The organism is Geomonas diazotrophica (assembly GCF_018919385.1).
In the GTDB taxonomy this organism is placed as follows: domain Bacteria; phylum Desulfobacterota; class Desulfuromonadia; order Geobacterales; family Geobacteraceae; genus Geomonas; species Geomonas diazotrophica.
Genome location: NZ_JAHLMF010000030.1, coordinates 1 through 12,503, shown reverse-complemented (window position 1 = coordinate 12,503; position 12,503 = coordinate 1). Strand labels below are relative to the sequence as shown.

Annotated in this window: 13 protein-coding genes; 9 read left to right on the top strand and 4 right to left on the bottom strand. The window is 50.3% G+C overall.

What is annotated here, in order from left to right; all coding sequences use genetic code 11:
* Nucleotides 1-385: 385 nt before the first annotated feature.
* Nucleotides 386-760: a response regulator gene (locus tag KOM00_RS20230; protein WP_216500823.1), complete on the bottom strand. Its 375-nt coding sequence runs from the start codon at nt 758-760 to the stop codon at nt 386-388.
* A gap of 920 nt (nt 761-1,680) precedes the next feature.
* Here KOM00_RS20230 and KOM00_RS20225 point away from each other — a divergent pair.
* The 6 genes from KOM00_RS20225 (at nt 1,681) to KOM00_RS20200 (ending at nt 6,067) form a co-directional block, all read left to right on the top strand.
* Nucleotides 1,681-2,976, top strand: coding sequence for an OmpA family protein (locus KOM00_RS20225; protein ID WP_216500822.1), 1,296 nt, complete (start codon nt 1,681-1,683; stop codon nt 2,974-2,976).
* Between the two features lie 114 nt (nt 2,977-3,090).
* Nucleotides 3,091-3,783: an aquaporin Z gene (gene aqpZ / locus KOM00_RS20220; RefSeq protein ID WP_216500821.1), complete on the top strand. Its 693-nt coding sequence runs from the start codon at nt 3,091-3,093 to the stop codon at nt 3,781-3,783.
* A 182-nt stretch (nt 3,784-3,965) separates the two neighbouring features.
* Entirely contained in the window at nt 3,966-4,370 is a 405-nt protein-coding gene (gene mscL, locus KOM00_RS20215) for a large-conductance mechanosensitive channel protein MscL (protein WP_216500820.1), read from the top strand.
* Nucleotides 4,371-4,458: 88 nt separating this feature from the next.
* Nucleotides 4,459-5,145, top strand: coding sequence for an OmpA family protein (locus KOM00_RS20210; protein ID WP_216500819.1), 687 nt, complete (start codon nt 4,459-4,461; stop codon nt 5,143-5,145).
* A 51-nt stretch (nt 5,146-5,196) separates the two neighbouring features.
* Nucleotides 5,197-5,451 (top strand): hypothetical protein, encoded by a 255-nt coding sequence (locus tag KOM00_RS20205; RefSeq protein ID WP_216500818.1) that lies wholly within the window; start codon nt 5,197-5,199, stop codon nt 5,449-5,451.
* 208 nt (nt 5,452-5,659) lie between these two features.
* Complete coding sequence (locus tag KOM00_RS20200; RefSeq protein ID WP_216500817.1) at nt 5,660-6,067, top strand: hypothetical protein; 408 nt, start codon at nt 5,660-5,662, stop codon at nt 6,065-6,067.
* 364 nt (nt 6,068-6,431) lie between these two features.
* Here KOM00_RS20200 and KOM00_RS20195 read toward each other — a convergent pair whose 3' ends face one another.
* On the bottom strand, nt 6,432-7,262 hold the full coding sequence (locus tag KOM00_RS20195) for a mechanosensitive ion channel family protein (RefSeq protein WP_216500816.1): 831 nt from the start codon (nt 7,260-7,262) through the stop codon (nt 6,432-6,434).
* 223 nt (nt 7,263-7,485) lie between these two features.
* Between KOM00_RS20195 and KOM00_RS20190 the strand changes: the two genes are divergently transcribed.
* The 3 genes from KOM00_RS20190 (at nt 7,486) to KOM00_RS20180 (ending at nt 8,901) form a co-directional block, all read left to right on the top strand.
* Complete coding sequence (locus tag KOM00_RS20190; protein WP_216500815.1) at nt 7,486-7,764, top strand: hypothetical protein; 279 nt, start codon at nt 7,486-7,488, stop codon at nt 7,762-7,764.
* Between the two features lie 64 nt (nt 7,765-7,828).
* Nucleotides 7,829-8,446, top strand: a complete 618-nt coding sequence (locus tag KOM00_RS20185) for a ComEA family DNA-binding protein (RefSeq protein WP_236027112.1) — start codon at nt 7,829-7,831, stop codon at nt 8,444-8,446.
* A gap of 44 nt (nt 8,447-8,490) precedes the next feature.
* On the top strand, nt 8,491-8,901 hold the full coding sequence (locus KOM00_RS20180; RefSeq protein WP_216500814.1) for a YidB family protein: 411 nt from the start codon (nt 8,491-8,493) through the stop codon (nt 8,899-8,901).
* 899 nt (nt 8,902-9,800) lie between these two features.
* On the opposite strand, the gene KOM00_RS20175 is transcribed toward KOM00_RS20180, so the two are convergent.
* Both KOM00_RS20175 and KOM00_RS20170 read right to left on the bottom strand, forming a co-directional pair.
* The gene (locus KOM00_RS20175; protein WP_216500813.1) at nt 9,801-11,498 is read right to left on the bottom strand and encodes a methyl-accepting chemotaxis protein; all 1,698 of its coding nucleotides are present in this window, start codon (nt 11,496-11,498) and stop codon (nt 9,801-9,803) included.
* Nucleotides 11,499-11,544: 46 nt separating this feature from the next.
* Entirely contained in the window at nt 11,545-12,057 is a 513-nt protein-coding gene (locus tag KOM00_RS20170) for a chemotaxis protein CheW (protein ID WP_216500812.1), read from the bottom strand.
* Nucleotides 12,058-12,503 lie beyond the last annotated feature (446 nt).

Below are 12,503 nucleotides of genomic sequence, written 5' to 3'. Positions count from 1 at the left end.
GCGACGAATTCTGCGGATAGCTTCGGCTTGGTTACCTGCTCCGCGTATCCTTCATCCATGGCCAAGAGTTCGTTTCGCCGTCAAACACCCAAGGTGGGAGCCCGGTGCGTAAATCGCGCTCGCCGGGATCTGTGCGGGGGGTGCTCCGTGAGGAGCATTCCTACCGTAATCCCCCTGTGAAATATTGAGGCTTTACAGATTGAGGGGGTGGGTCTCAAGATGCCGATGGTGGGTTAAAGTTGGATGCCGATCGACACGCCTGAGCAGGAAAAAGGCAAATCTTCCCCCGCCGAGCACCCGGCAGGAGGAAGGTGAGTTAAAATTGGAATCCGATTTACAACCATGAAGCTGATTGAGCACCTGAGGTGAAAAAATGAAATTTGGTCTAGTCGCCAAGGATGGAGTGAACCGCTTGAAGAAAGTCTAGAGGAGAGAATGGCTTTAGGAGGATACTAACGCCTTCCGGAAGTGGCCGCTCTGGAATATATCCGCTCATATAAAGTACGCGAACTGATGCATTTCTCTTGCTCATTTCTTTAAAGCTAGAGATACCATCCATTCTAGGCATGACGATGTCAGTTACAACCAAATTGATACACTGCTGGTTTAGCTCGAACTTATCTAGCGCATCCTGTCCATCAACCGCCTGTATGACGTTGTAACCATAATTAGTAAGGAGGGTATAGAGCAAGGACCTCATTTGGGCCTCGTCATCAACAAGAAGTATCGTTTTAGGTCCGGCAGATTCGTCCTGTTTCATAAGAGCCTCGTTGTTGAGTTAAACGCTCAAAAATTTGTGTTGTATGTATATCAGCAGCCGGTGCATAAAGCTGTAGACAATTGCCCCCATCATCTTCTTGCTTCAAAGCATTCACTTGCCTTCTGCTTTGTTGCATTGAGCAGGCGATCCACCGCTGGTACTATCACATTGTCTTCAATCTAATTATTGTATTGTAACGTGACAATTGCAACACCTTTCAACTGTGCCTGTGGAAAAATCCCAATAATCTGTGGATAAATGTTTTGGTTGTGTCGCAAAAATAGGTACTTTTGCAACTTGCACGTTTTCTGCGCATCTTTCTAACTTACTGTAATTACGTCTAAAATTTATCTCTTGTGACTTGAATTCGCTTTCTGGTTACGCTATATATCTGGAGCAAACATATGGAGGTGGAGTTGCTCGAATCACATGGTGAAAAGTAGACATCTAAGGTCAGTATTTCACGTCGTCAGTATTAAACATTAAAAACATTGGAGGAAGCACTATGACCATCGACACATTGTTTGGACCAGTAGAAGTAGGCCAAGCGCCATCAAGCTCAAGTACATGTTCGTAAGCGACATCATCACCGACTACCTCAAGCCCAACCCTTGCTATAGCTTAGCATCCAAAGTCTTCGCCCCCTTCAGCTTGTGGGTCGGCTTCGAATTTTAACACAGTATTGGCGTTCCGGGTTGCCCACACTCTGTGAAATATTTTTCCGTTACTAGATTGCGGGTAGGTCTCATAATTGTCGATGGTGGGTTGAAATTGGATTCCGATAGACAAAATGGGCCACACATAGTTGTGCATTAATGATAGTTGCTTTTGGGGCGGAGGTTTGTTATGGTCTTTAGGTGATGTTCGACGCCGCATGGCGTTTGAGCTTGTAGGTCTCTAATTTGTTCAAAGGAGGGTGTATGAAAAAGATTGTTTCATCGATGTTTGCCTGCGCTGCAGTGCTGACTGTGGCGACTGCCGCAATCGCTGGAGAGCGAGAGGGGGCGTTCTCTATTTCTCCGTTTGCCGGTGGTTACACCTTTGATGGTGAGCAGCACCTGAAAACCGCCCCTGTCTTCGGGCTGCGTCTGGGGTACGACCTGACAAAGAACTGGGGGGTCGAAGCCGTCGCTGATTACCTTGCGACCGAAGGAACGCGCAATGACAGGAGTGTCAACGCACTGTCCTATCGCTTGGACATCCTCTACAACTTCCTCCCTGAAGGGCCGCTGGTACCGTACCTTGCCGTGGGCGGCGGGGGAATTACCTATGGGCACGGCCGTGAAGGGCTTAAAATCAGCGACAGAACCACCGATGCGACTATCAATGCCGGCGGTGGGGTCAAGTACTTTGTGACCGACTCGGTAGCTCTGCGCGCTGATGCTCGTCAGCTGTTCTTACTGGAGAGCCCTGACAGTCCCAAGTACAACTGGGAATACACAGCGGGTCTGACCTTCTTGTTTGGGGGCAAGACCGCTTCTGCACCAGTGGCGGCTCCGGCCCCTGTGCCCGAACCGGTTGTTGAGCCTGCTCCTGTGCAAAAGCCAGTTCCGGCTCCGGTAGTTGCTCCTGTCCCAGTGCCGGTGCCTCCGGCTCCTTCTGTCAATATGACGGTTGCCCCGAACTCGATCACCAAAGGTGAAACAGCGACCTTGACGTGGAGTTCGAACAATGCTACCAACTGCGAAATTCAGCCTGAAATTGGCTCTGTTCAGCCTCAGGGCACTATGACGATTGCCCCCACTGACAATGCTGCGTACACCCTGACTTGCAATGGCGCTGGCGGCACTGCTAAGAGCGCAGCAAGAGTTGCGGTAATCGCACCCGCTCCAGTAGTGGTAGCTCCTGCTCCTGCTCCTAAACTGTGCAGCCCTGCAGTCATAAACGTCCAGTTCGATACTAACAAGGCCGATCTCAAGCCCCAGTATCGCAATGAATTGAAAACTCTGGCTGACTTTTTGAACGAGTTTCCCAAAGCCACGGGGGTGATTGAGGGACACACTGACAATGTTGGCCCCAAAGCACTTAACATGAAACTCTCTCAGCGACGCGCAGATACGATACGTAATTATCTTGTCAAAGAATTCGGGATCGCTCCTGAGCGAATCAAAGCTGTTGGATATGGTCCTACAAAGCCCATCGCCAGCAACAAGACCAAAGCAGGGAAAGCACAGAATCGTCGTATTGAATCCAACTTCACCTGTAACAACAATTAGTAATCATTGCTACCGACGCTAACAAGCAAACACCCTTTTGGAATTTTTTCTAGGAGGGTGTTTTGCTATGATTTCTCATGTTTCATCGCACTCTTACCTGGAAGGAGAATCACAATGTCAAAGAGACTCTGCGCTGAGTTCATCGGTACATTCTGGTTGGTTCTTGGTGGCTGTGGTAGTGCGGTACTCGCGGCTGCTTTCCCGAATGTTGGGATTGGGTTACATGGCGTCGCTCTGGCTTTCGGATTGACGGTCCTCACGATGGCATTCGCTATTGGACATATTTCGGGTTGTCATCTGAACCCGGCGGTTTCCATTGGTCTCTTTGCAGGAGGACGTTTCCCTGCTAAAGACCTTGTGCCGTACATCATTGTTCAGGTGCTCGGGGGAATCGCTGGTGCGGCAGTACTTTTCCTGATTGCGAGCGGAAAAATGGGGTTTGATGTTGCTGCGGGCTTCGCTTCAAATGGCTATGGGGAGCATTCCCCCGGCGGGTACTCGATGTTCGCTGGACTCATCACAGAGATTGTCATGACCATGATGTTCCTGTTTATCATCATGGGAGCAACTGACAAACGTGCACCACAGGGATTTGCGCCGATTGCCATCGGCTTGGGGCTTACCTTGATCCACCTCATCAGCATTCCAATCACCAACACATCGGTAAACCCAGCACGCAGCACGGGGGTTGCTATATTCGTCGGAGGATGGGCCATTTCGCAACTGTGGCTCTTTTGGATTGCCCCAATTGTCGGGGCGGTAGCTGGTGGTGCGATTTACCGCTTTCTCGGATCCAGCAATGAGTAGATGCAGCTTGCCAGAAATCAAAACGAAAACAGGGATACTGTTCCCGTGGGGTCGACAAATCCTATGTTGCCCCCTTCATCTCCTTGAGAGGAGCTATGACAACTACGACGTCTTACACCAATCCCCATCTGGCCGCTCTGGCGGGTGGGGCCTAACTCGTAATCCTCACGGAGGGCATCAACATGAGCATTGTCAAAGAATTTAAGGAGTTTGCTGTAAAAGGTAACGTTGTCGATATGGCGGTGGGTATCATCATTGGTGCAGCATTTGCCAAAATAGTGTCGTCCTTTGTCGGTGACGTTATTATGCCGCCAATCGGAGTCATGCTGGGGGGAGTTGATTTTTCCCAACTGTCCATCATTGTGAAGGAGGGGGTTGACAAAAAGCCTCCTGTGCTGATCAGCTATGGCAAGTTTATACAAACCCTCATAGACTTTACCATAATCGCGTTTGCAATTTTCGCGGCAGTCAAGGCGATAAATACAGTGAAGAAAAAAGAAGCAGCGGCACCAGAGTTGCCACCTGCACCAACACGAGAAGAGATTCTGCTTGCTGAAATCAGGGATTTACTAAAGGGTAACCGTTAATTGAATGTAAATGTGCAATTATGTTCTGATACTAGCGATAACAAGCCTCTTGCATCTGCATACTAATGTAACCCGAAGGAGAAAGAGCATGAAAACAAAGGCGTTAGGCAGAATCATCATTGGGTGCGCCCTCGTTGCAATTTTGGCTAGTGGTTGCGCGACAAACCCTGACGGTAGCACCGAGTGGCAGAAGACCGCTATCGGATCGCTCGGTGGCGCTGCACTTGGTGCGGGTGTGGGTGCACTGGTTGGTGGGAAGTCACATCGAGGACGGAATGCAGCAATCGGTGGCCTTACCGGCGCGATCGTCGGAGGCGGTATCGGCAACTACATGGACCGGCAGGCGGCTGCACTGAAAAAGAGTATGCCTGAAGCCGAGGTAGTAAGGGACGGGGACAAGGTGTTTGTAGCGCTGCCGTCGGGGATATTGTTTGATACAGGCAAGGCTGACCTCAAACCGGCAGCTAAAGACTCGCTGGCCAAGGCTGCGGCTACCTTGGCGAAGTCAGAAACCACCATAATTATCCAGGGGCATACTGATTCTAGCGGGACCGACGCCATCAACCAGCCTTTGAGTCAAAGGCGGGCAGATCACGTTCGTGACTTTTTAGTCTCAAACGGAGTGCCCAGTGCTCGAATGACTGCGATAGGGTATGGCTCAAGCCGCCCCGCAGTACCCAACGATACTGATGCGAATCGCGCATTAAACCGCCGTGTGCAACTAGAGATTACTCCTAACGAGAAGGCTCGGGCTGAGAACAGTGGTAACAATTAAGACTCTTACGCGAGTGCAACATTTTAACGATAGTCACAAGGAGAACCTACGTTGAAAAAAATGATTGGTGGCATTGTCCTGGTTGGAGCAACCGCAAGTTTTGCTATTGCTGGTGTCAATGTTGGCGTCAGTACTCCTGGGGTACAAGTACAGGTGGGCTCTCCTCAACCTCAACCTGTAAGAGTTGTTGAGCGAGACCGCGTGATTGTAAAAGAAAAAGTGGTTGCTGAGCACTCAGATAATGGCAAACATCAAGGTCTCAAAAAGCATAAAAAACATAAGAAACATGATCGCCATGAAGATTAATTAGGTGCGACTATTGTTTTTGATGTCAAAAAAAGTTTCAGTAGATGAAGAATGACATTTTGCAGAAGGTAGTGTACTCGGTATTACATGTATCCTAGGTTGGCTGAGTAAAATCAGAATGAGTATTAGCGGTTTAGCAAATTGCAAGTATTATGATATTTGGCTGCAGCGTTAAATACGTTAGCAAAATCATCTGGAGGTGTTACCCATGAAGAAAGTCTTGTCTGCAATAGTTGCCACCCTGGTCGCCGTGTCCTTTACTGCTGTAGCGTTCGCTGCTGAAGCTACCAATCCGTCTTATGTACCTGCTGCTGTAAACAAGGCTGCTGGCGATGTTCAGAAGGGTGCAGATGCAGCTACCGCAAAAGCTAACGATGCGAAAGTAGCTAAAGGGAAGGCAAAAGCTGATGCAAAAGCCAAGGCTGATGAGGTAAAATCTGCAAAAGCAAAGGCAAAAGCTGATGCAGTTGCAAAGGCTAAAGAAGCCAAAGAAGCGAAAACCAAAGAGGCAAAAGACGCAAAAGCCAAGGCCAAAGCTGATGCAAAAGGAGTAAAGGAAAAAGCTAAGGCTGATGCGAACGCTGTAAAAGATGCGACAGTGCCGGTGGTTAAATGATTAAACGAGTGGGGCTACTCTACAAAAATTAACCGCGTGAATGCTTGATAAGGCCGCTTTTGCGGCCTTATCTATTTTCAGTTTCGTCACCTCGTACATGTATCAAGCCTTTGATGGATGCTCCTTCACGAGCTGGATACAAGGTTTCTCTTGAAAATGAAGGGTTGTTTCAGAGGGCCATCCCCGTGCTGGTTAATCTGCTGCCCCTCCCCCAAGGTGGAAGAGCATACCTTTCTGCCCCCCCTTGCCTCTAAATCTGAGGTCACTGTGTTGTAGATGCACTCCCAAAGCGGTCCACCTCCAGCCATTACTATTCAGCACTTATCGTAAGTATCCTTTGTGTCGAGGTTGGTCTCCTGCTTGTTTATGTCGTTGGGCTGTTTATTGAATTCACTAGCACCATCTGTGCTGGCATTGGAGCAGGGAACCCGGCTGCAGAAAGGCTCTCACGGATAGTACGGTTGCCGTCGAAATAAACCTGCCAGTAATTGTCGTTGTGGCAGAATGGTCGAACTGCCAACACGGGTCCAATCAAGGTGAACTCCAAAATTTCGACCTCCACCGGCGGTTGCGATAACACGTTGGGAACTGTTGCCAGTTTGTTCCGTAGTAGCTGCATGGCTGCAACGTGATCGGCACTGCCGGCCAGTTGGCATTTCAATTCAACCCTCCTAAACGGATTTGCAGTGTAGTTCTGGATGTTGTCGCTGAAAACTTTGCCATTGCCAACCATAGTCAAGACATTGTCTGGGGTGTTGATGGCGGTAACGAAAAGTCCGATCTCTTTAACTGTGCCAGTCACCCCGCCAGCAGTTACGAAATCACCGACTTTGAAGGGATGCAACACTACGAGAAAGATCCCTGCTGCAAGGTTCGAGAGTAGCCCACCCCAAGCAGCGCCGATCGCGATACCTATACCAGCCACCAACGCCGCAAAGGTGGTGGTCTGGATTCCGCAGTAACCAAGTATGGCGACAACTAAGATGATGTTCAGCGTGACGGCCACGAAATTGCCGATGTAGCGCATTAGGGTAGCATCGACTTTTTGCTTCTCCAAAACTCCCTGAAGCATGCGCCCCACTAGTCCAATCAACCAGCGGCCAACCAACCAGAAAATAATTACGGCGATGACCTTGGTCCCCAATTCGGTGGCGTAAGTGACTGCAAGCTGTTGGTATTGACCCATGTTGTCCATACGTACCTCCGCTAAGGTGATTGCCCGCGTTTCGTCAATAGGTTGCCAGGTTCCTGAGGCCTTTGCCGCTGAGCATACTCCGCTACAGCGAATTAACGAGGAAAGTGTACGGCGGAGCGAATAATTTTCAAGACCATCAATGGGATGGTAAGAGCTTGACTTACACCTGTTGGCTGGTAATTTTTAAAGTTGTTTTTAACTTATTACCCTAAGGAGGATGGACATGAGACTGATCGCCGCGTTGATAGGAGTAGCTCTGCTTACCGCTGTAACGGTGTTCGCTGGCACGACCAAGACCTACCAAGTGACCGGTCCGGTGTTAGAGGTGAAAGATGACATGATCGTGGTCCAGAAGGGTAAAGAAAAGTGGGAAATCGCCCGGGACAAGGATGCCAAGGTGACCGGCAATCTGCAGGTTGGAAGCAAGGTCACTGTCATGTACACAATGAAAGCCACCACAATCGATGTCAAGGCTGCTGCCAAGGCGGGAAAAAAGAAGTGACTCGTCACGGGCAAGATTTGACTTCAGGCAGGTTCATCTGGCTTAAGCATGAAGGAGGTGTGACATGAGGCGTTTTCTGTTGAATGGGGTGTTGTTCGCAGTTGCTGTGCTGCTCGCCATTGGGGTTTCCCTGGTGGGCGCCAGTGCCGACGACGCCATCAAGACCATGGATAAGGCAAAGGCCGTGGATAAGGCAAAAACGGCGGCAAAGACAAAGACCTCTACGAAACCCGCGGTTTTAGGAGCCAAGGTTGATATCAACAGTGCTTCGCAGGCGGAGTTAGAGAAACTGCCTGGTGTCGGCGCAGTAACGGCTAAAAAAATCATCGATGGCAGGCCGTATACCTCGGCAGCCGATCTCTCCAAAGCTGGACTGTCCTCCAAGGTCATTGAAAAGATACAGCCCTTTGTGGCAGTTGGCACGACTCCTGTGGCGGCACCGGTTGTGGTACCGAAAGTCTCGGTCCCCAAGGCATCCGTACCTGCTAACCCGGCAGCGGCAAAAGCTGTAAAACAGGTTCAGCCTCCAGCAGGCAGCGGCATGGTCTGGGTGAATCCGGATTCGAAAATTTATCACAAATCCGGTAGCACATGGTACGGCAAAACTAAACAGGGGACCTACATGACGGAGTCAGAGGCAATTAAAGCGGGTTACCGGGAGTCCAAGCAGGGGGGGAAGTAGCTGCAGTGAATTAATCACATGTAGCAGCGAACAAGGAGGTTGCCATGGGAATATTTGACGACGTCGTAGGCAAGGTTCTTGGCAAGTCAAGCGAATCCGGTGGAGAGAGCTCGGCGCTCCTCAAGGGGGTTATGGATATTCTCACAGATAAAGAAGGGGGCGGATTGAGCGGGCTGGTCCAATCGTTCCAGCAGAAGGGACTCGGAGACACCATTTCTTCATGGATCGGAACAGGGCAGAATACGCCAATTTCTCCCGAACAAATTGAAGAAGGGGTAGGGAGCGAAAGAATCCAGAATCTAGCAGCCAAGGCAGGGATGTCAACTGAAGAAGTGACAGCCATGCTTTCAGAGCAGTTGCCAGATATTGTAGATAAAATTACGCCAGATGGCGTCGTTCCTGAAGGAGGATTTCTGGATAAGGGGCTGGAATTTTTAAAGAGCAAGTTATCATAACGAGCCGACTGCCCTTGTTTCGGGTGCAAGTCAAGGGATAGAAGGGAGGCAACGTGTGGATCGCCTCCCTTTGCTTGCGTGCACTAAGGAGGGAACGTGGCGCGTAAGCGCCATTCAATCAGCTATGGTTTGGCGCCAGGTGAAGTGGTATCAAGAAGTTTGTTGGTGGGCGGCGTCCACAGCTCAGATCGAGTGGAATCTGTCAGTTGAAAACGCGCGATGCTACGGGGGGGAACATCAGAAAATAAGTCTTTTTAGGCGTTCTAAGATCCATCCACAAGCCTCAGGACAGTATCAGGTACCGTTTATTGTGGATCGGCTTCGAATTTTAACCCAGTATCGGCGTGCAAGGGTGACCCACCCCCTATGAAATATTGAGGCTTTACAGATTGAGGGGGGGCTCAAGATGCCGATGGTGGGTTAAAGTTGGATGCCGATCGACAACTGCAACGCAGTGGCGGACAAGCCCCGTTTTTTTTTGCTTTCGGCTTTTGATGGGCCGTTTTTTTTGCTTTCGGCTTATCGACGGCTACTTGGTAAAACCGGGATCGCTCAGAAAGCAATAGCAGCTGTGGCACGACGCTTGGCAATCATACTGTGGCGTCTAAATGTCAAACAGAGGATGTACCGTACGTCCATGGCTTAAAGTGAGGAGTCGCGAAGCGGGCTTTGCCACATCAGGTGGCCGACAAAAAATGGCGAACCTTCTCTAGGTACCGGATCGGTACTTGGCGCGAATCTGGCGCGAATAAGAAAAGGCATCCTCCGTTAAAAGATGCCCTACGAGAAGGTTATCACCTCTCGATCTTTGAAAAAACTTGACTGATGGCCACATAAGAAAGCCCCCTACTCTGGGATGGGCAGGGGGCAAGCAGGTTCAGTTTGAAACCGCTATGATGCTAATATTGTGCGAATTGGCTATCGAGGTCACCGTCTCCCAACCACAGTTCAGTACCAGCGCCCTTGGCAGTCACTGCTTTGTCTAACTTTTTGGTGTAGCCGCCAATCCCCTTGGCATGAGCGATCTGATGGGTCATCCCCGTTTTTGCTTTGGCAACCTTCCTCGTTCCATTCTCGTCCACCTTGAAAAAGGCGACCGTGTTCTGTAGCTGCTCTGCCTGGGAAGTGAGCTCCTCTGAGGTGGAAGCTATTTCTTCCGAGGCGCTGGCGTTTTGCTGGATGACCTGATCCAGTTGTTGGATCGCCTTGTTAATCTGCTCTGCACCGGTATCCTGCTCCTTGCTCCCCGCGCTGATCTCCTGCACCAGCTCGGCGGTCTTCTGGATGTCAGGCACCATTTTAGCCAACAGCTCGCCCGCCTTTTCCGCAACATCTACGCTGCTGGAAGATAGTTCGCTAATTTCCGCCGCAGCTTTCTGACTTCTTTCCGCAAGTTTTCTCACCTCACTTGCAACCACAGCGAACCCTTTGCCGTGCTCACCGGCACGGGCCGCTTCTATCGCAGCGTTCAGGGCCAGGAGGTTCGTCTGTCGGGCAATCTCTTCGATTATGTTAATCTTGCCGGCTATCTCTTTCATCGCATGGACGGTTTCCTGGACCGCGTTGCCACCTTCCTTGGCGTCCGCTGCTGATTTAATTGCCATCTTTTCCGTTTGCATCGCATTGTCGGCGTTCTGTCTGATATTGGCCGCCATCTGCTCCATGCTTGAAGAGGCTTCCTCTGCAGCCGCTGCCTGTTCGCTCGCCCCCTGAGACATTTGCTCCGAGCTGGATGAGAGTTCCTGGCTTCCAGCCGCAACGTTATCGGCTGCGCTGGTCACATCTGCAATTACTTCTTTAAGTTTCTCAACCATATGCTTCATAGCGGCATTAACACCGGTTTCCGTCTTCTGGTTGGATGCGAATTGAACTGTCAGGTCGCCGTTTGCGACCCTTTCCGCGATGTTAGCGATGTAGCCCGGCTCCCCCCCGAGTTGCCTGTTGAGCCCAACGGTGATGAAGATGCCTATGATGATGCCAAAAACAACACTACCGACGACGAGAAAGATCATATAGAGGCGGCTCTCTTTGTAGAGCTCCTGCGTCTGGCCGGCAATACTTTTGGCGTTGGTTTCCTTGAGAACGGTTGCTTCTTCAATCGACTTATTGAGAGCCGTTACCTTCTCCCGTCCGACACCATTCGACATGTCCACAGAAGCTCTGGCCTTTTGCAGATTTTCATTCGAAGCCATCTCCATGATCTGTTTACTGACCGGCAGGTATTCCTGCCATTCCTTGGTGACGTTGGCCATGAGTTCCTTCCCCTTTTCGGAGTGAAAAAGGGGCTTGGCCTTTTCGATATCCTCGACTACCTTTTTTCCGGCTTCCTCGTGCAGTTGAACAAACTTTTTCCGTTCCGCCTCAGTAGCGGCCAAAAGTAGGTTCTTTTCGGCCCTGACCATGCGCAGTAAGTTGATACTGGCTTCTTTGATATGGGCAACCCCAAGCAGTTCTCTTTCATACATCTGATCGGCTTTTTCATTGATTACCGACATATTCCTAATGCCGACGAAACCGACAGTTGCAGTGATAGCAGACATTAACAGGAACGCGGATAATAGTCTTGTACGCACCTTCAGATTGTTGAACCAGTTCATGGGAAACATATCCTATTTTTGATTTAATTAGATTTCTGCTCGGGTGTTAAGCGACATCGGTAAGCATGTTCGTTTCGTCTTCACTACCCTGTACAGTTGTGAGTTCTTCTTTTGAAAAAATCTTATCGATATTCAGGATCATGATGAACTGATCATTGCGCTTCCCCATCCCCCGAATGAAGTCGGTGTTGAGTTTCGTGCCTATGCGCGGCGGATGCTCGATCTGATCAGGTTCCAGATCCATCACCTCCTGTACCGAGTCGGCCATACAGCCGAGCACCACGGTTTCGCTGTCCAACCGCACTTCGGTGATTATGACGCAGGTGTTCACCGTCTTCTCCGTCTCGGCCATGCCGAACCTCAGCCTGAGGTCCACCACCGGCAGGACGCTGCCGCGCAGATTGATCACACCGCGCATGAAGTCGGGAGTCTGCGGCACTTTAGTGACTGTTGTAAAATCCAGCACCTCCCGGACCTTGCCGATGTCCAGAGCAAATACCTCATCTTCCAGGTTGAAGGTCAAATACTGACATGTCTCCGACAATCCTTCCTCATTCATGAAAAAAAACCTCCTTCCTGGGTAGAATTGCTCAATTTAAAATATTCAACATTCCTTCCTTGCTACCTGTTTCATCGGCAGAGTTTCTAAAATCTAAAGCAGAAGGTTTACAAAATCATCATTGTTGTATTCAAGCACGGGGTTTGACTGTGGGGGTGAAAGCGTCGGTCAGCCTGTGGTGTGTGGATGGGCTTCGAATTTTGACCCAGTATCGGCGTCCAATGGTGACCCAGTGCGCCGGGAGACCGGCAAGGAGTAAGGAGTGAAAGTCTCCGACAGTAAAGGTTTAGCAAACCATGCTGTCTCCGAGTCATGCGCGGTGCACCGTGAGGTGCGGCGCGAAGCGTTGACAGGGGTGCGAGTAGGCCAGCCATTGAGCCGCGAAATAATTGTATTCCAGGGCGCCGACGCTTTTGGGTCTGCGGAAGGCAATACGTACAGGTGCG